24 protein-coding genes are annotated in these 26,523 nt (G+C 37.0%); 5 read left to right on the top strand and 19 right to left on the bottom strand.

Annotated features, from left to right (window positions below; genetic code table 11):
* The first annotated feature begins 148 nt into the window (after positions 1-148).
* The 3 genes from SLH51_RS15030 (at position 149) to SLH51_RS15040 (ending at position 3,355) form a co-directional block, all read left to right on the top strand.
* Complete coding sequence (locus tag SLH51_RS15030; RefSeq protein ID WP_335962168.1) at positions 149-325, top strand: hypothetical protein; 177 nt, start codon at positions 149-151, stop codon at positions 323-325.
* A gap of 265 nt (positions 326-590) precedes the next feature.
* On the top strand, positions 591-2,186 hold the full coding sequence (locus tag SLH51_RS15035; protein ID WP_335962169.1) for a spore germination protein: 1,596 nt from the start codon (positions 591-593) through the stop codon (positions 2,184-2,186).
* Positions 2,186-3,355, top strand: coding sequence for a Ger(x)C family spore germination protein (locus tag SLH51_RS15040; RefSeq protein ID WP_335962224.1), 1,170 nt, complete (start codon positions 2,186-2,188; stop codon positions 3,353-3,355). Before SLH51_RS15035 ends, SLH51_RS15040 begins: the two co-directional genes overlap by 1 nt.
* 166 nt (positions 3,356-3,521) lie before the next feature.
* On the opposite strand, the gene SLH51_RS15045 is transcribed toward SLH51_RS15040, so the two are convergent.
* Complete coding sequence (locus tag SLH51_RS15045; protein ID WP_335962170.1) at positions 3,522-4,598, bottom strand: GerAB/ArcD/ProY family transporter; 1,077 nt, start codon at positions 4,596-4,598, stop codon at positions 3,522-3,524.
* 513 nt (positions 4,599-5,111) lie between these two features.
* On the opposite strand from SLH51_RS15045, the gene SLH51_RS15050 reads away from it, so the two are divergent.
* Positions 5,112-5,345 carry a hypothetical protein gene (locus SLH51_RS15050; RefSeq protein ID WP_335962171.1) on the top strand — a complete coding sequence of 78 codons (234 nt, stop codon included), beginning with the start codon at positions 5,112-5,114 and terminating at the stop codon, positions 5,343-5,345.
* 119 nt (positions 5,346-5,464) lie between these two features.
* Here SLH51_RS15050 and SLH51_RS15055 read toward each other — a convergent pair whose 3' ends face one another.
* From SLH51_RS15055 to SLH51_RS15070, 4 genes are all read right to left on the bottom strand, one after another.
* A complete protein-coding gene (locus SLH51_RS15055) occupies positions 5,465-6,421 on the bottom strand; it encodes a thymidylate synthase (RefSeq protein ID WP_335962172.1) in 957 nt (318 codons plus the stop codon).
* A 197-nt stretch (positions 6,422-6,618) separates the two neighbouring features.
* The gene (locus SLH51_RS15060; protein ID WP_335962173.1) at positions 6,619-8,775 is read right to left on the bottom strand and encodes a TRAP transporter permease; all 2,157 of its coding nucleotides are present in this window, start codon (positions 8,773-8,775) and stop codon (positions 6,619-6,621) included.
* Between the two features lie 187 nt (positions 8,776-8,962).
* On the bottom strand, positions 8,963-9,466 hold the full coding sequence (locus tag SLH51_RS15065; RefSeq protein ID WP_335962174.1) for a DUF1850 domain-containing protein: 504 nt from the start codon (positions 9,464-9,466) through the stop codon (positions 8,963-8,965).
* Complete coding sequence (locus SLH51_RS15070; protein ID WP_335962176.1) at positions 9,456-10,475, bottom strand: TAXI family TRAP transporter solute-binding subunit; 1,020 nt, start codon at positions 10,473-10,475, stop codon at positions 9,456-9,458. Before SLH51_RS15070 ends, SLH51_RS15065 begins: the two co-directional genes overlap by 11 nt.
* Before the next feature lie 279 nt (positions 10,476-10,754).
* Between SLH51_RS15070 and SLH51_RS15075 the strand changes: the two genes are divergently transcribed.
* Positions 10,755-11,111, top strand: coding sequence for a YuzC family spore coat inner layer protein (locus tag SLH51_RS15075; RefSeq protein ID WP_335962177.1), 357 nt, complete (start codon positions 10,755-10,757; stop codon positions 11,109-11,111).
* 374 nt (positions 11,112-11,485) lie between these two features.
* On the opposite strand, the gene SLH51_RS15080 is transcribed toward SLH51_RS15075, so the two are convergent.
* The 14 genes from SLH51_RS15080 to SLH51_RS15145 all read right to left on the bottom strand — a co-directional run bounded on the left by SLH51_RS15080 (position 11,486) and on the right by SLH51_RS15145 (position 26,415).
* Positions 11,486-11,785, bottom strand: coding sequence for a YunC family protein (locus SLH51_RS15080; RefSeq protein WP_390183773.1), 300 nt, complete (start codon positions 11,783-11,785; stop codon positions 11,486-11,488).
* Positions 11,786-11,873: 88 nt separating this feature from the next.
* The gene (locus SLH51_RS15085; protein WP_335962181.1) at positions 11,874-13,229 is read right to left on the bottom strand and encodes a bifunctional metallophosphatase/5'-nucleotidase; all 1,356 of its coding nucleotides are present in this window, start codon (positions 13,227-13,229) and stop codon (positions 11,874-11,876) included.
* Positions 13,230-13,254: 25 nt separating this feature from the next.
* Positions 13,255-14,073 carry a sulfite exporter TauE/SafE family protein gene (locus SLH51_RS15090; RefSeq protein ID WP_335962182.1) on the bottom strand — a complete coding sequence of 273 codons (819 nt, stop codon included), beginning with the start codon at positions 14,071-14,073 and terminating at the stop codon, positions 13,255-13,257.
* A gap of 216 nt (positions 14,074-14,289) precedes the next feature.
* Positions 14,290-15,135 carry a DUF72 domain-containing protein gene (locus SLH51_RS15095; protein ID WP_335962183.1) on the bottom strand — a complete coding sequence of 282 codons (846 nt, stop codon included), beginning with the start codon at positions 15,133-15,135 and terminating at the stop codon, positions 14,290-14,292.
* A gap of 229 nt (positions 15,136-15,364) precedes the next feature.
* A complete protein-coding gene (locus SLH51_RS15100; RefSeq protein WP_335962184.1) occupies positions 15,365-16,087 on the bottom strand; it encodes a YwmB family TATA-box binding protein in 723 nt (240 codons plus the stop codon).
* A gap of 315 nt (positions 16,088-16,402) precedes the next feature.
* The gene (locus tag SLH51_RS15105) at positions 16,403-16,639 is read right to left on the bottom strand and encodes a hypothetical protein (RefSeq protein ID WP_335962185.1); all 237 of its coding nucleotides are present in this window, start codon (positions 16,637-16,639) and stop codon (positions 16,403-16,405) included.
* A 264-nt stretch (positions 16,640-16,903) separates the two neighbouring features.
* Complete coding sequence (locus SLH51_RS15110; RefSeq protein ID WP_335962186.1) at positions 16,904-19,480, bottom strand: alpha-amylase family glycosyl hydrolase; 2,577 nt, start codon at positions 19,478-19,480, stop codon at positions 16,904-16,906.
* 790 nt (positions 19,481-20,270) lie between these two features.
* On the bottom strand, positions 20,271-20,690 hold the full coding sequence (locus SLH51_RS15115; protein ID WP_335962187.1) for a hypothetical protein: 420 nt from the start codon (positions 20,688-20,690) through the stop codon (positions 20,271-20,273).
* Between the two features lie 84 nt (positions 20,691-20,774).
* Positions 20,775-20,996: a hypothetical protein gene (locus SLH51_RS15120; protein WP_335962189.1), complete on the bottom strand. Its 222-nt coding sequence runs from the start codon at positions 20,994-20,996 to the stop codon at positions 20,775-20,777.
* 195 nt (positions 20,997-21,191) lie between these two features.
* Positions 21,192-22,442 carry a phage major capsid protein gene (locus SLH51_RS15125; protein WP_335962190.1) on the bottom strand — a complete coding sequence of 417 codons (1,251 nt, stop codon included), beginning with the start codon at positions 22,440-22,442 and terminating at the stop codon, positions 21,192-21,194.
* A gap of 2 nt (positions 22,443-22,444) precedes the next feature.
* The gene (locus SLH51_RS15130) at positions 22,445-23,029 is read right to left on the bottom strand and encodes an HK97 family phage prohead protease (RefSeq protein WP_335962191.1); all 585 of its coding nucleotides are present in this window, start codon (positions 23,027-23,029) and stop codon (positions 22,445-22,447) included.
* Between the two features lie 264 nt (positions 23,030-23,293).
* A complete protein-coding gene (locus SLH51_RS15135; RefSeq protein WP_335962193.1) occupies positions 23,294-23,566 on the bottom strand; it encodes a hypothetical protein in 273 nt (90 codons plus the stop codon).
* 710 nt (positions 23,567-24,276) lie between these two features.
* On the bottom strand, positions 24,277-26,100 hold the full coding sequence (locus SLH51_RS15140; RefSeq protein WP_335962194.1) for a DNA primase family protein: 1,824 nt from the start codon (positions 26,098-26,100) through the stop codon (positions 24,277-24,279).
* A gap of 24 nt (positions 26,101-26,124) precedes the next feature.
* Positions 26,125-26,415 carry a helix-turn-helix domain-containing protein gene (locus SLH51_RS15145; RefSeq protein ID WP_335962195.1) on the bottom strand — a complete coding sequence of 97 codons (291 nt, stop codon included), beginning with the start codon at positions 26,413-26,415 and terminating at the stop codon, positions 26,125-26,127.
* Positions 26,416-26,523: the final 108 nt, after the last annotated feature.

Below are 26,523 nucleotides of genomic sequence, written 5' to 3' on the forward strand. Positions count from 1 at the left end.
AAGAGACATGTATTAGAGTACATTTCGACCTAATGGAGGGACATTAAGGATAAATAACCTTCTCATTACTAATAATAAGAAATACGTAAGCAGTGGAGCAATCGACAAGCTTCGAGGCGTGTCAAGCACCACAAAGGAGGACGTAATTGTGAAAAAGATCCCAATAGGTAGCATCATCTACTTTGTAGCAGCTCTACTTTGGCTTTTCCTCGCCTTTACTGATTTTGGAAATTGGTCAAACCGAGTATATTTTGCTTTATTTCTTTTGTTTGTCGTTGTCGGCTTTATCAACTGGCGGATGACAGATCGCACAAACTCTGACTGATCCCCCCTTAAAACATCGATCATCTTGCAACATAACACCGCCCCTTCTCTTCTTATAATCAAGTTAAAAAGTCAAGTAAGAGGGGGCTGATTTCACCTACATCCACACTACCAGACATATTCAAACATCCACTATTCTATCTCATCCTTTCAAATCAACTCATCTTACCCATCACTAGAAAGAATCAGAGAAAATTGCATGATTTCCTTAATTTCACAAACAATATAATATAAGGCATAAATTTGTGTTGAAAGAGGAATAAATCGTGCTAAAGAAATTTCGAATCGCTAAAAAAATTCAGTCATACAAAACTTCAAAGCCTCAAGAAAACAAAACTCTCAATAAAATTAAAATTGAAAAACATTTAGCGAAAAATTCTGATCACTTAAAAAACGTACTAGGAAAAAGTGCCGATGTGAAATTTAGAGAAATTGAGGTCTATTTCGACCCACCCATTAAAGTGTTTGTTTGTTTTTTAGATGGTTTAGCTAATGAAGAATATATTAATTTACATATCATCAAACCATTAATGGAACCTAACTTCACAATAAACTATCCAGGAAATGATGATTGTCTAACAGTAGTAAAAAACCGAATATTAAGCACATCAAGTATTAATGAAGCAAACACGATGGAGGATGTAATAGAACAAATATTATCAGGACAAACCGTTATTTTTATAGATGGATATGATTCAGCTTTACTTATTGGCACCCAAGGTTTTGAATCAAGAAATGTAGAACAACCAGATACTGAATCAAGCGTACGAGGGTCACGAGAAGGATTTAACGAAGTTCTAAAAGTAAATACGTCTTTAATTCGCAGAAAGATTAATAATCCAAATCTTCTATTTGAAAGCATGAAAATTGGTAAAGAGACAAAAACAAACGTTCGAATCGGCTACATAGACGGAATTGCGAATCCAAAAATTGTTGAAGAAGTAAAACAGCGTTTAACTCGAATCGACACAGATATGATATTAGAATCAGGGTACATTGAACAGTATATTGAGGATCATCCTTATTCAATCTTTCCAACGATTGCAAATAGTGAAAAACCTGATAAAGTTGCAGCCAAAATATTAGAAGGCAGGATTGCTATCTTTTGTGATGGAACCCCTTTTGTATTAACGGTTCCACACTTATTTGTTGAAACATTACAAGTGGCAGAAGATTATTATTCACGACCTTATTTAGCTTCACTGATGAGGTTGTTACGAATTTTAGCTTTATTTTTAACTGTTGCTACTCCTGCATTATTTGTTGCTGTTGCAACGTATCATCATGAAATGGTCCCATCTCTTCTTCTAACGACAATGGCCGCCGCTGAAGAAAAAGTGCCCTTTCCGGTATTTATCGAAGCTGTACTCATGTCCGTAGTTTTTGAATTACTCCGAGAAGCAGGGGTTCGAATGCCACGTCCAGTCGGTTCTGCGATTAGTATTGTCGGAGCGTTAGTCATTGGAGAAGCTGCCGTAACAGCTGGGCTCGTGAGTGCACCGATGGTTATTGTTGTTGCTCTGACAGCCATTACAGGTTTTGTGGTCACAGCATTAAATGATGCGGTTATTTTATCAAGGTTCTTACTTCTATTCTTAGCAGCTGCACTTGGTTTTTACGGCATTCTTATGGGAACTCTTTTAATACTAGGTCATATGTGTTCATTACGTTCTTTTGGGACCCCTTATTTAGCTCCAATTGGTCCAATTATCTTTGAGGGGTGGAAAGACTCCATTTTACGGTTTCCATTATGGAAGCTGAAAGTAAGACCAATTTCAGTCGTGTGGAAAAATTCGCAAAGGCAAGGACAAAAAAACAAACCCAATCATCCGAATGCGAACAAAGGAGAGGGTCAAAGTTGATGCGAATAGTCATAATTGTAATCTGCTTGTTACTAGTTACAGGGTGTTGGGATCGTAAGGAATTAACTGAAATCGGAATCGTTGCCGCAATAGCAATCGATAAAGATCCTGATACAGGAGAATATGAAATTACGTCACAATTCCTGAGACCCTCTGCCGAAAGCACGCAAACACCGAGTCCAGAACGCCCCTTTTTATTAGTTACAACAACTGGAAAAACTATTTTTGAAGCGATGAGAAATGCGAATCAAACAACCGACAGAAAAGGTTTCTTCGCCCATAATAAAGTCATTGTTATTAGCGAGGAGATCGCAAAGGAAGGACTAGTCCCAATAATGGACCCTTTTCAAAGAGGCAAAGAAATAAGAGGCTATGTATGGCTTTGTATCGCTAAAGGGACTGAAGCAAAAAAGATATTAGAAATAAAGTCAGATAACATAGCACGGATTCCTGCAAACTATTTAAATAGCCTAATTGATAATGCTGAAAACAACGCAGCTACTATCAATATTCTTACTTTCATGAAAGAAACATTAGGTGAAGGCAAAGACCCTGTCGCAGGGGTTCTAAGTATAGATAAAATAGAAACTAAACCATTTGAACGTGTAAAACTTACAGGAGGAGCTGTTTTTCAAAAGGATATATTAAAAGGTTTTTTGAATGAACGTGAAACAGAAGGTTATCATTGGCTAACAGGGGATGGACCCGCCGATACTGGTGCTATTTCGCTCCCCTCTGTTCGTGAAGAAGGCAAATATGTAACGGTTGAAGTCCTAGATGTAAGTTCTAAAATTACACCAGAAGTAAACGGAGAAAATCAAATCTCCTTCACAATTGACGTTACTGAGAAGGGACGACTCACCGAACAGCAAACGACCGGTCAATTCGATGATCGACAGCAACAAGTTGATTATTTAAGAGAAATTGAAGAAGAAAACAAAAAAAGGATCGAAGAAGAAATTGATATAGTCGTAAAAAAAGCACAACAAGACTTTCAAGCTGATATCTTTGGCTTTGGAAGAGCATTAAGTAAAGAGTATCCAGATGTTTGGAACAACGTCAAGGACAACTGGCAGGAACGTTTTACCGAAGTTCCCTACACCGTTAATGCAAATGTAGAACTTACAAGTTCTGTGTTATTGCAAGGTCCATTGGAACCGAAGCAATGATGCAAAGACTTACCGTTTCCGGTTAAACAGGAAGGAAAATGTATGATAGAGCATGATAAGAAAGAGGACTACGATGTAAAGTGTCCCTCCTATCAGGAGGATACCATTAAGTAAGTCCTCTTTTATGATTGTCTGAGTAGACGGCATGTTGATTCTCCTTTTACATTCAAGACTTTTTTCTTTGTTTCATAAACATAATGACACACAACAAAACTGGCAGGAAAGAAAAAATTAAAATAGTCGTAAGCCCCATCTCCCCTATCCATCTTTGCTGTGCAAAACCTGGAAACCGATAGATAGAAAATAACGGAAGAAGTAGACCCGAAATACCCATAATCCATTTTGAGCTTTTAACATTAAACAGCCACGTCATCGCCAAAGAAAAACCCCAGAAGTGTAAAGCCGTTTTATAAAACCCTCCAATAAACATGATAAAGACGGCTATACTATCTAAGTTCGTTATAATTTCTGCTATGTTGATTGTTAAAATCGTTTCTAATAAAGGGACTTCTACATTTGCAGCCAATTCTGAATCTAATATAGATACAATAACAATCAAAGAGATCATTAGGAGAAAAGCTGCAATCCCAACAGCTAGTAACGCGGTCTTACGAATTAATTTCTGATCGTCGATATAATGCCAAAACATAAGAAAAACAACCATTTCACCAAAAGGGAAAGCGATAACCCTATGCAATTCTCCTAAAATAGGTTGCAGGCCATCTCCTAAAACTGGACGTAAGGAACTAAAGTCAACTTGTCCTGAAAATAAAGTTAAGATATAAATTATGACTAGAAAGCCAACTAAGTATGGTAGTAAGATTTCACAAGTCCGTGCTAAAACTTCAAAGCCTAAGCTTAGAATATAAATCATAACAAAGATAAAAAAATACAATATTACAATAAGCGGGGTTTTTTCTAAAGCAGTCATCTTGATTAATAATCCAAATTCATAAAAGTTGTGACTTGCTTGACCAAAAAAATACAAACCATATAGCAGAAGCAACGGGATTGCGATAACCTTTCCTACTACATCATTTAATATCTCAGAAAAATTCTGGTTCGGATAGTACTTCGGGAATTGAGTATAAACCCACACCAGAGCCAACCCAACTATCGCTGAAAGCAAAATCACAATCCACGCATCTTGTTTCGCCCCTATTCCTAAGGCAAATAGCGTTGTACTGCCTACTTCAAAGACCATAATTAGGACAAATAATTGAATGTTTGAAATACGAATCATACTTAACTTCTCCCTTAAGAATGATTCGGATAATAAAAAAGTGCTACCAATTCTTTTTTTTAAAATGGGTATAAGATTTCACCAACTATCGCACCCGATTATCCAAACCTCATAAAAACTTTATTTATATACTACACCTTTACCATTCTAGCCCTACGAATTCATTTCTATAATGAACATAGTACTTTATTTCTCAAAAATAAGCGGTGAGCGAAGCCGCTACATGCCTTTAAGTCCGTTAGAGTGGAGTTCTCGCACGGACGCGTAGCGAGTAAAGCCATTGCCAACTTCTTGAACATGCTCTATTAAGTTTAAAAATGGAGAGCCTGGCTAAAACGGAGTATGCATCAGTAAGTAAATCGTGAACAATAACTAGTTCGGAGAATTTTGATCGCAGCTGTGATTCCTTAACATAAGACGAGTATTCAATCTGTAACATCAAGCCTGAATAAATATTGATCTATAGGACATTCCTATAGTATCTGTATAAGTTTAAACCTAGAGGTGATACCGTTGGACCACAATTTTGATTACGATCGTGATGGTGATCTAGAAGATGTCCTAAACCCTGAATATCTTCTGAGTGAATTGAAAACAAGTCTAGTGCAAGAAGAAGAAATGATGAGGAAATATTTAATCCTAGCAGAGAGAATTCACGATAATGAAGAACTTAAAACACGTTTAGTAAACTTTGCAGAAGGCAATGCCAAACGCTCAAGACAACTAATAGACGAACTATCTAGGTAGTTTAATTCAAAAAAAGGTCTGACCCCTAACGACAATATACCATGTTGTGCAAATGCTCAACTTCTATATATTGTGCTAACTAATCGGGGTCAGACCCTTATTGACATCTCTTGCTGCTTTTATACCGCAACTGCTGCCTTAATTGCTCCATGTGGATGATAACCTACTAACTCAATGTCTTCTATCTCAAAATCAAAAATACTATCTCGCTCGGGATTTAACTTAATCGTTGGTAAGTTTCGCGGTTCGCGTTGTAGTTGTGTTTTGATTTGTTCGACGTGATTTGAATAAATATGAACGTCTGCTCCTGTATAGATCAGTTCGCCAACTTCTAACTTGCACTCATAAGCGATTAGATGAGTAAGGAGTGCATACGATGCGATGTTAAATGGCAGTCCGAGGAAGACGTCGTTTGAGCGCATATTAAACATACAGCTTAGTTTCCCGTTATTCACATAAAACTGAAAAGCGTAATGACACGGGGGAAGCTGCTGATTTTCAAGTTCAGAAGCGCTCCATGCGTTGCATAGAAGCCTACGTGAATCAGGATTCCTCTTGATTTCTTCGATAATATAAAGAATTTGATCGTACGTTTTTCCATCTGCTCCTTCCCAGCTCCTCCATTGCTTGCCATACACATTTCCGAGGTCGCCGTATACTGTTGCAAATTCATCATCATGTAATACCTTCTCTTGATAAAGGTTTAATTGTTCTTGATATTCGGCATTGAATTGTTCATCCTGTTGGCTCCGAAGACCAAAATTGGTCATATCCGGTCCGTTATACTCATCAGACTCTATCCATTTTTGGAATCCCCATTCGTCCCAAATATGGTTGTTGTGTTGAAGAAGGTATCGCAAATTGGTATCACCTTTTAAAAACCAAAGAAGCTCACTGACGATTAACTTAAATGGCACTCGTTTTGTCGTTAATAGCGGAAAGCCTTCTTGCAAATTAAAACGCATTTGGTGTCCGAAGATTGATATCGTTCCCGTTCCCGTGCGATCTTCTTTCTTTGTTCCGTGTGCTAATATGTATTGACATAGATCTAGATAGACTTGATCAGCTTGATTCATTTTCCTACCCCCGCAATTATTCTTGCTTCTAATTTTACATGATAACAAACCATCTGCAAACAGACTTTGGTATCCATTGTATTTGATCTAATTCCCGTTCGCAACTTCTATTCAGACAAAAAAACAAGGACTCAGATCTCGTCATGATCTAATCCCTGTTTTTTATAGTAGATATCCCATAAAAATATTCTGCACTATTACGACGTGGCTAGTTGTCCTTCATTATCTACCTTCTTTTTACGCGTATACTGCAACGCGACTAGTAGAACTAAAAGAGCAATCCCAATTACATCCGTAACCCATGAACCGTGAATAAATACGAGCGCTGTCCCAAATGCTAAAATACGCTCATAGTAGTGTAATTTCACTAAGAAGAAATTCTGAATAAAGACAACAAACGCTACGATTCCAAGTAATGCTGTAAAAATATTTTGTGCAATTACCGGCCATGAGTATAATCCTGCATTCTCAGGTAATAAGAGAATGACTGTATTGGTCGCAAAGACAAACGGCAATAGCAATGCACCAGAGTCAAACTTAAACCCTTGGATCCCAGTTCGGATCGGTTCTGAATTAGCTATCCCCGACACTGCATACGCCGGTAAATTGATTGGTGGTGTATCGTCAGCTAAAATACCATAATATAAAACAAACAAGTGAGCTGCCATAATAGGAACTCCCATTTGAACAAGGGCAGGTGCAACCATTGCAGCCAAGATAACGTATGTTGCTGTTGTCGGCAAGCCAAGTCCTAAGATTAAACAAGCAACTAACGTAAATGCAAGTGCCAAATACAAATTGTCTCCGGCAAAACCAACAATGATAATTGGCAGTTTCGCAGACAATCCAGTCAGGTTAATAACCCCTATTAAAATACCAGCCGTCGCACAAGCGACAACAACAGTAAGTGAGTTACGCGCAGCCATTTCAAATCCAGCAAAAAGCTCTCTCATTCCAAAGCGGACAGGCGCTGAATCCACTTTAAAGCTCTTTTGTAACAAGACTACAAAAATAGCTACAAAGATACCGATAGCGACCATTACGGCAATTTCAATGTTCCAATCTAAAACAAAGTGCATTGCATAGGCAAATCCCCCAACAATTGCTGCAATAATGATTCCTGAACCCATCTTCTCTCGGAATCGATGTGTAAAGACAGCCAATGTTAACAGAATAACGATTGAGAAGAATGCCGCGTTTGGTACCGTATTCCCTCTAACTAAAAAGTATACAAGAATGATAACTGGCAAAATCAAGTACCCGTGTTGGATAAGCGTTTTTCTCGCTGACACAAGCATTTCTTTTGGTAAACCTTTAATATTATGTTTTGATGCTTCAATATGAACCATAAATAAAATTGCAATATAACTCAAAATGGCAGGTATAGCTGCCGAGCGAATAATTTCTGCGTACGTGTAAGGTGTATATTCAATCATTAAGAAAGCCGCAGCACCCATAATTGGCGGAAGTAACTGACCACTCGAAGAAGCTGCTACTTCAATTCCCCCAGCCGTCTGTGGTCGAAATCCAACCTTTTTCATTAGTGGGATCGTGAAAGTTCCCGTTGTAACCGCATTAGCCACTGAACTTCCTGAGATGGACCCAAGCATTCCCGATGAAACAACAGCCGCTTTAGCAGGTCCACCTTTATATTTACCGAATGCTCTCAAAGCAAGGTCGATAAACATTTTTCCAGCACCCGTTGCTTCCAAAATTGCACCAAATAAAATGAAAATAAACACATATACGGCTGAAACCGACAACGGTGTACTAAAGATACCGGACGTCGTATAAGTCATTTCATAAATAAAGTTTTCAAAATTTGCTCGTGTATGTCTAAACGGAGGGTTTAAGTAATGTCCTAAAAAGAAATAAGCAATAAAAAAGCCCGCTATAATGACAAGTGGCTTACCAACTACTCTTCTCGTTGCCTCAAGAATAAGAACAAGTAATGCTATACCAACCACTTTATCCATGTCGGTCATACGTCCTGTAAGGATCGATGTTGATGCTTGGTTAGCGTACAAATAATACCCAACAAAAACAGCAATTAACGCTATGATGAAATCATACCAAACAATTTTTGTTTGACCTAGTCCTCTTTTTATCGGGAAAATCAAAAAGACGAGCGCAAGGCCAAATGTTAAGTGGATGATCATATGGGAACGCGTCCCAACTCCTGGCATTAAACCAAATCCAGCTGTATAAAGGTGATACATAGACATGAGAATCGTAAGAACTAAAATTAATAAAGCCATCCATCCACGAACAGAACGGTCACTGCCTGCTAGCTCATTAACTTTCTTATCAATGTCTGGATCTGCTTGATAGCTGATTTCTTCTTTCTTAGACAAGCGTTTCAACTCCTTTACGACTAGGTTTATCGTTTACTAATCAAACGTTTAATTAGAATTGATAGTGACAGTATCATGTCACACTATATAGCTTATATCTTATTTACCGTTGTTCCCGAAAAAAATCAGTTTTTTCATTGAACAAAAGTCTGCTTTATTGTCACTAAGCACAACTACTTAGTAACTATTAATGCTTTTTGATTACTTGGATACGGATTCGTTCTCCGCTTAATTCACTTGATAAATCGACCGTCTTTTCACCATAAAAAAAGAAATGAGGATATAAATCGGATGGTAGTAAATTTAGGTGTTCGATTTCCCTTTCCTCATGTATGACAAAAAAACCGTCTATTCTCTCAAGTTTATCTTTTGTTTCGTATGGCAATCCGGCACCAAAAGATTTCGACCAGCTTTCTGTCGCGATCATCTGATAGTTTTCACCAATTATAAAATGCTCTCTAACTGGTGATAATTCAACGGAATGGAAATATTCATGATAAAACGTTGCACCAGGCTGAACAGGTTCTTCAAAAAAAACTATATCTGCATAAGGTAGGTAAATTTGTAAAAAGTATTCCTTTTTCTCACTAGGCCAAAAGATCACTATGTTTATCGTTATAATAAGGAACAAAAAGGCAGTGCTTATAAGCAATGCCTTTTTGCTGTATTTCTTCTTATTTCTATTGCTCATCGAAATAACGTTGTGCACCTGGATGAACATCAATCGGCATACCGTCTAATGCAGTATCTAATGTAATGTTCGCTCCTTGTTGGTGAGCGTTACTAAATTGATCTGTATTTTCGAACATTGCTTTTGTAATCTCATAAACAAGGTCCTCGTCCATATCAGCTGAAACTACTAGCATTGCAAGAACTGCAGCTGTTGTTGCATCTCCTTCAGTGTCATACGTATCTGCAGATACTGTATGTTCTGTGTAGTATGGATATTCAGCAGCTAATTCAGCAATCTTTTCTGAACTAATCGAAACTAGATTAATATCTTTTGTTGCTTTAAGAGCTTCTACTGCACCAGTTGGTAAACCAGCTGTAATAAAAGCAGCATCGATGTTACCATCTTGAATGCTTCCAGCAGCGTCACCAAAGCTCATGTACTCTGCAGTAATATCATCATATGTGATTCCATGAATTTCAAGAATTTGTTTCGCGTTTGCTTCTGCACCTGAACCTAAGTCACCAACAGCAACACGCTTGCCAGCTAAATCTTCAACTGTTTCAATTCCGCTATCTGCAGGCGTAATGATTTGGATAACTTCAGGGTAAAGGGTTGCAATGCCTTGAAATCCCTCTAATGCACCATCTTCTTCAAACATGTTGATACCTTCACTCGCATAGTAAGCAATATCGTTTTGTACTAAAGCAAGATCAGCATCACCGTCAACGATTCCATTAATGTTAACTACTGAAGCACCTGAAGAGAATGAAGCTGCGTCTACATTTTCAATGTTCGCATTGATAATGTTGTTTGCAAGAGCTGCTCCAAGTGGGAAGTATGTACCTTGCTCTCCACCTGTCATGATTGTAATATCAGTGAATCCACCAGCGTCCGCATCGCCAGCGTCTTCCGTTTCCTCGCCAGCATCAGCACCGCCATCAGTTTCAGGCTCTGCTTCTTCTGTACCACCACAAGCAGCTAGTACTAACATAAGAACTAGCATCATTAAGAAACTTAACCTTTTCATGTGTAATTTCCCCCTTATTTCTATGAATTTTATTATTTTGCAAATAATTCATTATTTGCAAAATAATATACAATATCTATTGTATAGGCAAGTTCATTTTTTTACAACTTATTACTCACTTTCCAAAATGTTTTTTGTAATATTACCTAAATTACCAATAAATAGTGCTTTCTCACTAAAAAACAATTGGACTAGCTTGTGGTTGGCTAACGTATAGAGTTCATGTTGCATATAGTGTATAGACTACATCCAATACATGTAAAGAGAGGACTGAAATTAGTGTTTTACCAAAATTACGGTCCGTATTATCCATATTACTACCGTAGACCAGAATCTTCTTTCCCTCCAGTTACGATAGAATATTTCGAGAATTCATTAACAGCCTATTTAACATTATTAGAACATGGCAGAATCGTAATCAACAGTCTTGTGAGTTCCCAAGAAACAATGGTTCAATTAATGGAAGCTGCGCAGGCTAGTGATGATACACAAGTAGACCAAATCATTAAATCAACAGGAGTTCCTTCAATTGTAGAAACAACCTACACTCCAACAGGTGTTACTTTCACACTCAGTGCCACTGTAGGTGGATCCCAGTGTTGCCGATTAACAATGTTTATTAGATGGGGATTTTAAATCAAAAAAAGCAATTCGCACAGTAGCGAATCGCTTTTTTCTACTTAAGCTGTTTTCACTTTACTCTTTACTCTAGAGACTAATTTGCACTACTTGCAGTAGCCAGAGTCGCTTCTGTTTCTATAATCATTACATTAAGTTTACAACATTACAATCAGTCTGCAAATAAATAGCTTTCACATATGATCACTTTACTAAATAACGTCGGAATACGTTCGAACATCCACTCACTAAAGAGATTTGTACTTTTTCACTTTGATACCAATAGTTAAAACTTATCGCAGGTATACATATATATTAAAACAAAATATGCTACCGATAACCTTTTAACGGCAGCATACATAAGAAAAGTCTTCCTACTAATAGAAAGACCTCTATTCATATTTCATTTTTAACAATGCATCCTTGCCTTTCATGCCCGTTGTAATTCCGAGTTGCTCGGCTTCTAGAGTGACTGATTCTAATGGAGCTTCTAACAACTGATCAATGGTTCTGACACCAACAGCACGCCCTGCAACGATTTTTCGTTCTTTCAGCTTTTCATTTAACAAGGCAACGTCTAGTGCTCCGCACATGATATAACCTGTATCATTCATAACTGCCATAAAATTAGTCTTAGGCAACTTTAATGTAACAGCAATAAACGTCTCACCTTCAATTTGAATTGGATTCATATCAAGCACTGATTACACCCTCCTAATTAGATTCTCATATTATTCTCATTTATACGATATGAAAATATTATAAGAGGCGTGAACCTATTTATGTCCAATTTTGTTTGAGCTTCCAGGCAAGGACATCGCGAAGAAATTCGGGCATGAAGTAATGCTTATTTTTTGATTCTGCAATTGCAGGAAATAAATAGCCAAATGTGTACATATCCAGTGTAGCGAGGGGATATACCTGTTCTTTTTCAAGTGACTTTCCTAAGATCCTGATTGATCCACCTGTATCGTCTACCTCAATACCGGTAAACAGCATTTTGCCCAAGATTTTCCCACGAAAACCAAACCCTTTTAACTCAAGATGAGTCAACTCCCGCGTCAGCGCACGTTTGATCGTTACCTCTAACTCTTCACCTGTTAATGGAACGACACAAGGATTAATTGGATGTGGACAAATTCGGTGGATATCCCCTTTTGTAATCGGTCCTTCTTCAAAAGAGTCAAGAAGAACCCCTGCATTTATCATACCAATCTTTTCCCCACACCACTGTGTTACAGCATCGCATAAAAGTTGCCCTGCCTCACTTTTTTCTTGCCACATTACAGGCAACCGCTTTGGTAGGTTTGCAACCGTTTCATCTAGGAGCGCACTCGTCTTTTCTTTCATTTCCACTAACAGCAGATCTGTCGTTTCATCTGTTGGTTGATTTGTAACGTCTATTAACGTTGCTTCTTTTCGATAGAGAAGGTTGTTATTTTGATCAAATTCTACCTCTACTTTTCCAAGAAAGGCTCCATTTTTCCCCGCCTGCGCAATCAGGGTGTCATTCACATATTTTCCCTTTGGAAGAACATGGTGCGTATGGGCTCCTAGAATTACATCTATTCCTTCGAACTCATTAGCTATCATTTCATCCTTTCGTAATCCTAAATGGGACATGAGAATAACTATATCGGCCTCTTCTCTAAGCCCTGGCAATATTTCTTTTAATGTCTCTATTGGGGATACCACTCGCCAGCCTAACAATTCATAAAAAGCGACAAATGGAGCTGTTAATCCAATCATTCCCACCTTGATTCCATTTTTTAAAGTGTGCACAAAAGATGGCTTTGCCCAAGTAGGACGAGTCCCATCAGCGTGAAACACATTGGCTAGAAGAACTGGAAATGTTGCTTGATCGTATAAAGACTCAAGCTGTTCTTTTGAAAAAGTAATGCCTTCATTATTCCCTATTGTCACAAAGTCTGCTTGTGCTTCATTTAATAATACGACGTTGGCTCTTCCAATCATTGCTTCCGTTAATGGATTGCTACGATCTGCGTGATCACCAAGTTCTAAGTACAGTGTTTGTTCATCTCGTTCAGCTTTTATATGAGCAACTATTTGTGACCAATTATCAAAACAACTATGTATATCATTCGTGTGGAAAATCGTAACACGCTCAATCGTCAAAATAAAAAACCTCCTTTTCCAAGTACTACGTTGATGTCATACCTTCATAAATTAATCTGAAAGCGATAATAATGAGAATGAAACGAAGAACGAGCACGAGTTTATCACTAGAAAGACGACGGTTAATCGCCGCACCAAGTGTCCCTCCAAACCAAGCTCCAGGAATAAGCGCCAAGGCATACATCCAATTCACATTCCCTTGCATAACATGGGATAAAGACCCAACGACCGCTGATAGTAATATAATAAACATTGATGTTGCTACTGCTGAATGCGGAGGGAAGGAAAAAAGAACGATCATGGCTGGTACTAATAACGAGCCACCGCCGATTCCAAACAAACCAGATAGCATTCCAACAACAAACGATAAGGCAAGAACAGGAACTAGTCTGTAACCATATGTATATACATTTCCTTCTTCATCCGTAGTGACTCTCTCGACGCCTTTTCCTGACCTTGGAAGTGGGGATAAACGATTACGAATCAATAGAATAAAAGAAACAAACAAAATAAAAAAACCTAAATACATCTGAAATGAACTTGCATCCCCCCCCCTGTTCAACCAAGTTCCTACAACTGCGCCTGGACCACTAGCACTGAAGAAAAGCAAACCACTTTTATAATCTACTTTCTTTTGCTTCATATAAGATATCGTTGCTGATATACCTGTAAATATCATAATAAGAAGTGACGTACCAACAGCAACTTGCGGAGTTATATCGAGATACGATAAACTTGCAAGCATAAGCAAGGCAGGTACAACAACGATTCCGCCGCCTAGTCCCATTAAACTTCCTAGTGTACCCCCAAGCAAGCCAACGACTACTAAGATTAACCAAACCATAATTCTCACCTGATCCTCACATATTAACTAATTTTGTAGCCCACTGCGCACCATTTCTGAAAAGCCCACTCGTGCGAACAATGGCTGCGATGGCTCCGCTCGCCGTGCGCCTTTTGGGGAAACCATCCAAAAGCCTTAAAACATTACGGCGGCTCTGCTCATCACTTCGAGATAGTTCCAAAAGGGAAAGTCACCCTTTTGGAACTATCTCTATTATCATGAAAACAAATCAAGTTGTCTAGGTGCCAATCCATGATATTCGATACCTAGCATTTCAATGAGTTGTTTGGCATTTCCTGCAGCGTGTCCGCCTGAGTTATTATTAAAAATAACAAATATTTCCTTTGAGTGTGAAGCTAGTTGTTGAAGGTTTTCTTTCCACTCTTGTAACTCTGTTTTATTGTATTGATACAAATAACGCACATCGCGCCACGTTCCATCTCGCGGGTCATTCCAGCCATGAACATTACGGCCATGGAACCTGATCAATGTTTTGTGAGGGTCAGTAGTTTCCAAGACTGTCGGAATCGAACGCATTCCAGCCTGGGGCTCGTCACAAATACTATGGATCCACTCTTCTTCTTTCATAAACTGTAACGTCTTATTACGCATTCCACCTTCAAACCAAGACCGATGCCTGAACTCAAGTGCAACGGGAAGACCCTGCAACTGCTCCTTCACATAGCGAATCCATTGCACATGTTCTTTCTTACAATCAAACCAAGGTGGAAACTGACAAAGAACCATCGCTAACTTCTTAGCATGTATGAGAGGATCAAGAGATAAACGAAAAGCCTCGAACATTTCTTCTTTCTTTTCAAATGGAGCAAACCCACGTTGATGCCCCGTCATTCCTTGAAAGCTTTTGACAACAAATTGAAACGTCGTTGGCGTTTCGCGAACCCATTTTTCCATATTACGTATCGGCTGCACCGCATAAAAACAAGCATCAATCTCAACAATCGGGAAATGCCCCGCATATATTTCAAGCTTCGACTGCTTGCTCGTTACGGTGTACAATTCGTCATGATCTCCCCACCCAGCTAAGCCAATATAGATCATCCTTTTTCCACTCCTTTTAGGCAGGTGTTTTATCATAAATTCTTAAAACGTCTTAATTCTATCATGAAATCTAATCGTTTTCAGATCATCAAGCTTCATTCACCGTTTAATTACACACTAATGGTAGTTTAGTGTATAAGGATTAAATGAGAAAAATTAATTATATCAAACTTCGAATTAAAAAAAGATAGATGAAGCTACTAGGCTCGTTTCATCTATCTAACTATGATTAGTATTCACTCGTAATAATTGGTGTTCCCACTGTCACATTAATTGTATCTGAATTTTGCGTAGTTCTTACACCAACTTGCAAATTGATATTTTTCTCTGTATCAACAGCAATACTTGAATTCCAATTATCGGTATAAGCCGAAAGCGACACAAAATCTTCCTCCTTCAACCCTTCCTCTACCTCTCCAGAAAAGGCTTCAACTAATTGAAAAGCTACGTTTTGCAGGTCATTCTGTTCCTTTTTAATTATTCCTCTCACCGTATAAAAAATCGATTCATCATTGAGATCCTCTTCAAGTTTAGTCATGATGTCTGAATCCCACTCTTCTCCAACAACTTGGAAGGTCATACTAACTTCATGTTTGCCATGGCTCTCATAAGCAGTTAAAACGATACGCTTGTTTAAGCCAGAATCATGTTTTGTACCAATAATCTCTCTATAGTGATTATTTCTTTCCTTTTCATCTCTCCATTGAAAGTTCATGTATTTCTTTTGCATTTCATCAATGATTTGATCAACTTCACTCGTCGTTTTTGCCTGAATATTATCCTGTTTTGCATAAGCTGACCATGTTTGGATATCTATTTTCTTTTGTTCTGCCACTTCCATCATGTCTATAAGTTCATTAATAGTATTCTTATTACTACTATCAGCATTGATTGTATAAAAAGAAAAAATAAACCCAAATAAGATCACATAAATAAATATATTTTTTAGCATATCTCTCACCTCCCTACCATCATTGACAGATTAATAGAGAAGTATACAAATGAATTTCATTCTATTAAAAAAGACTATCACAATAATCTGTGATAGCTCTTTTGATTATACTGCTGCTTTTCTTTAGGGATATGTAGAGGATTTCCTATCAAATACTTACTAAATGGAACATAGGAAAACATTTTTGATACTACAATTGATCCAAACGTACAAAAAACGGCAGCAAATAAAAAATAGGCTAGCGGGCTTAGATAAGCAAGGGGTGGTAAATAATAAAGAAATACTTTGTGAATTAAGTGAACAGTAAAAGAACATTTACTTATTATTAGGATAGGCTTTGGTGTCCTCTTTAGTTTTGAAGTCCAAAGAATGATGAACATGATGACACTCACCGTGTAAAAAATGTAGTCTACTCTTTTCGATGAAAACCTCTGGTAAGATGTCGCTTCTTACTAAGAAAACAATCAAGAAGAGTGCTCCTACAGGAGTTGCCGTTAACACAGTTTTATGTTCTTGAAGCTTCTTCTTAAAAGCCAATACCCTCTTTGCCAAATATACTCCCCCACAGGTGTATGAACTAGCTCTGAAAAATTAAAGAAGATTAGATAGCTAGCATTTATTATAAAAGCTACGATTAAAACTTTAGTATGGGACCATTATTTTAAGTATTTACGAAAGAGTACATGCAACAAATAGAATTGAAAGATAATTAAGATGAAATAGCCAGTGTACCCTCCTAAAAATAAATTACCGAAGCCACTGAAAAAGAAAAAACGACTTTTTCAGTGCCCTCGTCTGACCCTTTATTCTTATCTCTTACTCATGACCATTTCGAACCGGTGATTCTAGTTTCTTATCATGCCCCTTACGTACCGGTGTTTCGGGTGCTTTTCCATTTCCCCTACCTACCGACTCTTCTTCCTCTTCCCCCTTGACTAAGTTACCTGATACTTCAAAGAGTTGGAAGCCTTGCGCTTCGGTTGTAATCTCAATGGTGCCTTTTTTCGTCGTTTTCTTTTCTTGAGTTAATGCATTCTCAAGCCTTACATTCGTTAAGCGATCTTGCTGATAAAGTTCTGCTAAATCAAACGTTTGTTCAACACCTTTATTCACTACAACAAGTAAGCGTGAATCGTTATCTTCACGTTCAAAAACGAGAACATCTTCATCCACATAAATTTCTTCAAACGTACCTGTTCGTAATGCAGAATACTTATCTCTTAATGCAATAATTTCTTGATAATGAGCAAACACATCAAGGTCTTGGTCTTGCTTATCCCAAGGCATCATCTCACGGTACCATCTGTCTTTCCAATCACTGTAGTCATTATGGTTTGCACTTTGTGACAAACCGACTTCCGTACCGTAATAAATCATTGGTGAGCCAGGCAACATAAATTGAGTAAAGGACGCAAGCTTGAGCTTATTCGTATCATTTTCCGCTTCATACAAAAACCTTGGCACATCATGGTTGTCCAAAAATGACGACATGATATATTCAGGATGATAAGTTGCTGCATTTTCTTTTACTAAGTTACTTACACTTTGCATGGAACCATCATTAGCAAACGTGCTTTTAAACGTATCATGGAAACCAAAATCAAGAGCTCCATCTAACTTACCAGAATAAGAGTTGATCTTCTCACAATTATCCCAAATCTCACCAAAAATATAATAATCTTCATCTAATTGTTTTACCGCATGGCGGAAGTCAACCCAGAAGCTGTAGCTAGGTCCCTTAGCATAATCTAAGCGGTACCCATCAAAGTTAACCTCTTCCAACCAGAAAGGAATTACTTCTTCTAACATATAGTCTCTTGTTTCTTGGTTGTCGTTATTTAATTGCGGAAGACTTTCCACGCCGTAGAACGTTTCATAAGATCCGTCTTCATAGAAAGTATACCAGTCGTAATAAGGACTCTCCTTTCCATTGTCTAATGCATCTTGAAAGAAGGGGCTCTCATCTGAACTATGGTTTGGAACCATATCGTAAATCACTTTCATGTCACGATCATGGGCTTTTTCAATTAATTCTTTTAATACCTCAATCGTACCAAAGTTTTTATCAATATCTAAGAAATCAATTGGATGATATCCATGAGAATACGGTCCTTCAAAAACTGGCGATAAGTAAAGCGTGTTAATTCCTAAATCATCTAAGTAATCAAGTTTTTCGATAATCCCTTCCAGGTCACCGCCCATCCAATCTTTCAACGCTTCCTCTATACTTACTTCATCAACATCTACCGTGTCATAATTATTATCGACATTTCCATCTTTAAATCGATCGACAAAGATGTGATAAATCACAGCATCTTTGGCCCAATCTGGAGATGTAAATTCATCGACATAATAAGCAAATTCCGTTGCTCCGGATGCATCTAAACTATTGGTATCAGCGAATTGAGAACCTTTTTCCTCTTGATCCCAAACGTCTACTTTATACTTGACTGGAGTTTCATTTGCTTGAGCAGGGATGGTTCCTTCTAAAATAGATACATATCCATTGCTGCTTTCATCAGTTGATACCACACTCATTTCAACTGCTTGTCCTACTTGAGCTTCTCCTCTTGCTCCCTCAGGCGAAGCACCATCTGTTGTAAAATAAATAGCGCCGTCAGTAATTGGTCCATAATGTTCGACCTCAACAGTTATAGTTACATCATCGTTCTCACTTGGAACAAATGGAGAATGATTAAAGTTATGAGAGACATTACTCGCAATTGGAATTCCAGTCCAACCTTCCACTGTATCTTCCACTACATTTCCTATTTCAGTGAAATCGGCTGTGCGGTGTTCTTCTCTTGTTTCTTGATATTTCGCATCGCCCAAGCCATAACGATATTCAAGCTCGTCTCCAGCAGGACCTTTTAAGGTAATCGAATATAGACCTTCTTCATCTTTATTCATACGAGTAACAGAATAATTAAAGTTGTTCATATTCGAAGCTACCGTTGGGACAACCCAATCCGGAGTTTCTTCCGGTACTTCAAGTTGTAATGTTAGCTCCCCATCGTATTCTGTCGCAGGACGAACATCGACATGCCTTTCATCTTCTGGATGAAAAACAAATTGATAAGCCCCGGCCTGCGGAGTCGTAAACGCTAAGTTTTCCCCTGACATCCATTCGCCATCATACACAAACTTGTATTCAACCTTCTGTCCACCTGGTAGGTTGATAGGTTCACTAACCCAGGCATCTTCTTCTTCATTAAGTAACAAGGGGTGATCATTTCCATCCCATTTCAGAGGATCTACACTTCCTCTTAGTAGTACGCTTTCATAACCTCCATCATCCCCAGACCACTGAGCATAACTCGGTTGTGCAAACGTTGGCATAAATGTGCTTAACAAAAGCAACAGTGACAGAACTAATAAAGATAGACGCTTCATTCTTCAAACCCCTCCATTTCTGTTTTGTGAAACCGCCTCTCCAAAAGGCTTACATTAATGGTAAAGTGAAACCCCTTTCATTTCAATCGGTTTTCACAACTTGCATTAAAATGAGTAGTATGACTGACTCATGCTGTGAAACATCCGCGCAACTGAGAAAACGCTTGCATGATTACACTTCTTAAGTAGGAGGATATAAGTCCTTAACCGTACCAGAAACTCGAAAAAACACCCACTTTATTTCAAGCGGGTGCAAAAACGATTGGTAACCACTACTGTTATATAATCATTTCACAGCAAACGGCGTTCCCTGTATGTCATGCGCGAGTAAATCCGCGCTCATTAAGAGCATGTTTTCATTGTTTAGCATTGGTACGGATTGATCTTAAAAGGCGTTTTCATATCAGCAATACGAGATATTGATCTGATTTATATTAAGTGTAAACATGAATGTTCCTTTTCCCCAAAAAAATGAAGCGAATCTTGAAGATTCGCTTCACCATACTTATTACCCGATTGAACCTTCCATCTCGAACTTGATTAACGACAGGTGAAAAGGGTTAAAATATAATCAAAAATAACCTGATAAACCTTGATACAAAGTCTTTTGGATAATATTGCAAAATATTTCATCAACTCAACTTGGCACAAACTTGGCACGAACTTGGCATTGATTAAAGTCACATAAAATAAGTGTATTTCACTAAGAACTCATAGTCGCCACTGTGAGTTCTTTTCATTTTTTATTGAAGATTCCTTATTGAAGTAATGCTACCCGTTAACTCAACAACTATTTCTTAATTACTAATAGTGTTTTTTCAAATATATTGATGTGGTTAATGTCAAAGTTATTTATGTTTAAAGTTTGTTCAAATTCTTTATCTTCTAATTCATCGCCAAACCAACAAGTGTATAATTCACAATAATCTCCTATTTTTAGGTGACCATCTAAAAATTCACATAATGCTTTAAAACTTTTATGTCCTTCTAAATGACCCTTTGGATAATCACTTTTGTAATATTCATTAAACCATATACTCCCAAATTCATTCGATGTTACTTCATAAACATACTTAGTTGAAAAGTTTTTCTTTACATCCTTTCTCATTTGTTCATCTGAAAAAAAATCTCCTATTAAAATTTTGTCATCACTATCATCATCACTAAAAGGCAGAGTAAAATTACAACCAAGATAATTTACTATACTCATTTCACTTTCCCCCTTTATTCTTTAATCAACTTTCTTGTTAAGTTAGTAAAAAAACATATCCGCTTATTCCAGATACGCAACCCGTTAGTTGAAAAAATCACTTTCACACGTTCCAGTTCCTATGCCCAAGATAGGAAGAATAGTTATTAAGATTATTAGCAAACCAAATAAAATTGCTCCACCTTCAAACGAAAAAAGAGAAATTAGCCTTAAAAATCTCGGTTCATCTTTTGTATTCAAATACAAGAAAAATCCACCGATTAATAGAAAGAATAAGCCAATTCCAAAACCAATTAAGGTACACATTAAAATGACCTCCATTCATCTAAAGAAAAATGATTATATTTCATAATGTCTGCGTTTCCTTCAAAGTATAAACATTTTTCCTTAATTCCTTGTTTCACTAACCTGCCCGTTAGTTCAGTAACAATTATTTCAAATACTAAAACCTTTTACAACAAAAAAAGCAAGGGTTCTCCCCTGCCTTGTGAAACTTTATTTCTATAGTGTTGGTCTTATATATGAAATCAACTTCGGATTCGTCAACGCAAAATCACTATTGATTCTTGCACGAATCTTAATTTGCCCACGGTTGAAAGCATCACCTGATTTATCAATATCAATTTGAAGTCCACCTTCGGACAAAATGCCCCATGCAATAGATTGAAGGTTAGCAACAACCCCTTCGCCTTCATCAAGTCCACCACCTATAGAATAGGTTTCAAGGTTCTCCATGAATTTAGGAGGTTGAATATATTGCCCTGTTGTATCTGTTAGCAATTCTAAATCCATTGCATCAGCATTGTTTAGAATGATGCCATCAGGATTTCCGTTTGCACTTCTGATTGCTCTAAACCCTGCCCCAATACTTGCATAATCAATGGTCGTTGCATCAATTAAATTGATGTAAGGGTCATTCAAGATACCTTTATATCCATTAACACCTCCACCCTTCAACATAAAACTTTGAACGGCTTGTGCCATTGCAGATGCCATGATATTAGTTACCGCCATTCCAATATCAAGTCCACCTGATTCAATCAATTCTAGTGAAATGGAAGTCATTGCATACAATGGTTTTGCTTCCAATCGTACTGAATCGAATACAGGGGCACTTTCAACAATTAAGTCATTTTCAACCTTAAATGTTGGCAGAATATCACCCACAACCTTTGGAATTACAAGTGCCTTTGTTGTCATTGGATAGATTGTTGTATTCAACAAGAAATTTGTATCTCTCATTAGGTCAATAAAATTTTCGTATACATCAGTAGGAACCACAATGCCCCCTGAAGTTGTTGAAAGTGCTTGTCTTACCTCTTGATTTCTAAACTTGCCTGTTACATGGGAGTAAATTAGATCCCCGATTGTAACGCTTGTATCATGTTTTCCGATTCGTTCTTTTCCTGTATATCCTCGAACTTCTAAAGGGTTTTCTTCAGAACGCTTTTTTGCTCGGTTTTCTTTCATTTTGTCGGATGAACTTGGGTTTTGCATTGCTTTAAATCTTGCTTCACGTTCTTGCATACGTTCCGTTAAATCTTCAAGGTTGTTAAAATCATTTTTTTCAAGTTCATTATCAATGGTTTGAATCTGTTTTTCAAGACTTTCAAATTTCTTGTTTTCATCTTCAGTAAATGCACGTTTTTCTTTTTTAGCACTTGCTAAAATCCCCTGCATTTCAACTAAATATTGCTCTCTTTGATGTGCCAGTTTTAACAATCTTGCATCTTGAATTTGTTTTAATACCATAGTTATATAGTCATTCCTTTCAGTTTTAAGAATCTTATTTCGTTCTCGTATCGTGATAAATCCACAAAGGATTTTGTTGATGTTGCATCAATCAATAAATCAGAATATCGCCTTTCATAGATGCCGTTATTTCTGATTTCCACCGAACAACACGGATAAGCAGGTTTCACCGATAATAGAGACACTTCTATCAGGTCTAAATCTTCAATGAACCGCCTTTCAATCCCATCAGAACCTTTTTCAAAACGGCTTTTCCGTTCTATGAATCCAAATGACCAACCTTGCAAAAAATTGTTCTGTTTTGCTTTTTCAATAATGGATGAATCCCTGATTTCGGTTTCAGCCTTCAACCCTATTGAATCTTCCATGAGTTTTAGATTTCCTTGGGTTATGGAACCAAGTATTCTATTTTCATCATGGTTAAAAAGCAATAGAACATCCTTTGCACGGCTCAAAGCACGTTCAAATACTTTGGCTTTTATAATTTCTTTAAACCTACCTTTGGGGGATGGTATAAAGTCTGATTCACGTTCCACGGCATTCACATAGCCAGTAATAATAACAGAATTGTCCCTGATTTCAATCAAAATTATGTACCCCCTTTCTATCTTGGATTTTTATATCAGCACTATTTTTCGGCAATAGATTTTTGGTATGGAATAGGTGTTATTATTTTGCCCAAAACCTTGATAAATAAGGATTTTTCATGGTTCATAACAACAGAAAAAGCAATAAAAAAACTCACAAAATGCTCCTTTTGTGAGTTCTTCTTATTGCAGATTTTGAATCAACTTGTGAAATTGATGTAAATCTTGTGTAGTAATATTATGCACCTGTTGGCTTGGTTTCAATCAATCTTGGAACACATTCAGAACCTTTTCTCTTGAACTATATTCATCAGCATATAGAACCATTGTAATACTTCTATCCCATTCAGTTATGATAAAGACTTTTTGTCCTTGCAATATATAAGTAGACAAAACCCTTTCACCTTTTTGAATTGCATTCTTGTTAGCATCAATATAAGCATTTTCAAGTATGCCCAAATCCCCTGTTATATGGTTTCTAATAAGACTAGCAATTTTACTTGGTTCAAGAGTTTCATCAATACTTTTTGTTGTCACGATTTTCCCCAATTCAAACAATGGTCTTGAACATCTCATTTTCGGATTCATTTCCTTTCTAATTCTATTATTGACGATCTACAAAAGAAAACCCCTGTGGGATTGCGAACCAACAGGGGAAAAGGAAGGGTTGATGTTAAAACAACCAATTGCAAACTATTGAAATCATTTCAGCAATTGAAACAAAAAAATGTAAAGGAGAAATTGAAACTTCATTCACCGTAATGCAAGCCTTATTATTATTGGCTTTTCAACCCTGTTTCATACTATAACATCCTTGGTTCAGGACTTTTAGAACCCCTTTAAAAAAGTTCTTCAAAAATATCGCTTGGTCGGAAAAGGTTCCCTTGCCACCGTTTGTCCCATTGATATCCCAAAAATCCAAAACTGGGGGGATATCATTTTACATTTTAAAATCAAAAATGCCACCCTTTGCCACCTTTTGCCCCCCTCATTTTTTTCAAAAACCTAGATATCAAGGGTTTGAACATAATAAGGTGGCAAAGTGGCATTTTTTCACAAATTCTCTTATTTGTTTATTTGTTACTTTTTCTTATAGTTACTTTTTTACTTGAACTAATAATAATTATTATTTTATAGATTATTATGATATTTTGCCACTTTGCCACCTAAGAAGGGTTAAACCCTTGACACTACTATGTTTTGATAGGTGGCAGAATAGGTGGCAAAAAGGTGGCTAAGTGGCAATTTTATTCTTCTTCTTTAATTGGTCGATATACTCTACTACCTTTGGTTCCTTTTGTTATTTCTAAATTCAATATCTTCCTGATAGATTCTTTAAATAACTTTTTGCTTTGTACATTCAATCCATTTTCTACTGCCCAAATTTCATATTCTTCATATGATTCAGGTGCTCGCTTTCCCTCAAAATGGCTTGGGTCAAAATCCTGCAAAAACTCAATACAAGTATTGTTCATTGAATGATATTCTTCATTGAATTTTGTAACCAATGCTGATTCGGAAAAACCTAGATTTTTATAAATCCTTTGATATCCTTCAACAATCAATTTCACCCAATATTTTAATGCTTCAGGGGTTGCCAACTTGTCAATGAAATTCTTGTCCTTCTTTTTTGGCTTGCCGTACATTGGCAACCAATCAACCCTTCTTTTGTAAGATTCACCCTTTTCAAAGGATTTCAAAATATGATTAGATGTGAATATCAATGAAAGGGTCAACTCAACCTCTTTTGATTGTTCAAAAAGATTCCTTGTGGCGACGTAATCACATGTACTAATATTTTTGAGAACCTTCATTTGCTCGTTGTTGATGGCTTCATCCTGAACATCATCACCAAGGTTCACAAGTTTGCCTTGCATGGTTGTAAAGTATCGTTCATCTGTCATATTTTTAATTGATAACCCTGAACAATTTTTGTGCCCAAGGATTTCTCTGATAATAAATAGCAACGTTCCTTTTCCGTTCCCACCATCACCAACAAAGATAAAGAACTTTGCAAGCATCCTTTTAAATTTTTTATCAACAATCAATGGATGTGCCAATATTTCAAGTAATCTGTTCCGATAATCTGCATCATTGTTTGTTAAATGGTCAATATAATCATCAACATCCTTCACTGGTTCGGCATCTTCATTGTAGGGAATGTTAATTGAAAAAGGTGTGAACTCTTTATAATCAACCTTGTGAAATTGCCCATCTACCAAAATGCCGTTTTGCAATTTGATACTAAAAACCTTGGTTGTGTCCACGATCGGTGCTTGTATTTTCATTTGCTTTACGATTTCTTCAAAGTACCTTGATTTCTGTTGTCCTATCTCACTGAAAAGCAATCGTTTGAGTAAATCATCATCAGTCATGTATTGATTATCTTCATACCAATACAATTTCCCAAGGTATTGCACAATCCTGTATTTTGCTATCAATACGGATGCTACTTCAGGTTCTCTGTTTTTCTTCGCTTCAATATGTACATCCCTTGTAATGGTCTGGAATTCATCTTCAGGTAAAGGGGTAGCGAAAATATAATTGTTGATAAATCGCAAAATGGGTTGCCATTGCTTCAACTCATATATCTTCATACGGTGGGCAAATAGCAAATTGTTTCTTCCTTCGCCTTCATCCAAGCCAAGCAAAGGTTTTAAAAACTTTTTAGTGTAAAATATTTCAGGCAAATTCTCACGTTTGCCTTTATTGTCTATGATTCTTAATTCACCATTTTGTTTGATTGTGATAGAATCAGTGTTCTTTGAATGCTTATATTCAACTTCAAATCCAAGGGGACACACTTTCTTTGCTCCTTTGAATGCTTTTGGTTTATTGAAATAAAAGTGTGCCCCTCTGCTAGTCCAAACAATTTGGGTCTTGATGTCAAAATAACTGATTATCCTTTCAATCTTATCTTTTGGAAGGCAATCAATATCAACCACCACTTCATCATCTTTCAGAACCCACCCACATGAATCAAATGTTTCATGTGTGTCTGATATCTCTGCATCCTTCCTTGGGAACTTTTCGTTTTCTATAAATTCTTTGTAGGTTTCTTCTGCTTGCATTCGTGATGTTCTCCTTTGCTTTTCTTAGTCATACTCAACACTTCCACCTTTTTTTCTAACATCTATTGACCAACGGTTGATATATTCCTTTACTTGTTGACGATTAAACAACCACTTCTTTCCCACTCGCATAGCAGGGAAATTCGGATTGTAAATAAATAATTTCTCTACTGTTGGTCTGCTTAATGAAAGCATTCTACAAAGTTCCTTGGTATCTATAAGGAACATATCTTCTTCAATTTCTTCTACCCTTTTTCGTACTTCCTCCAAATACAGTTTCTTTAATTCATCTTCATCTAATGAAATGTTTAACATGTTTTTTACCTCCAATTTATTAGTTGTGTGTTTACCTTTTGCAACCACATGGTTATAATGTAGACAACAACATCGTTTGTTATACATTTGAGAACAAATTAAAAAATA

Source organism: Halalkalibacter kiskunsagensis (assembly GCF_037027555.1).
GTDB classification, from domain to species: domain Bacteria; phylum Bacillota; class Bacilli; order Bacillales; family Bacillaceae_D; genus Halalkalibacter; species Halalkalibacter kiskunsagensis.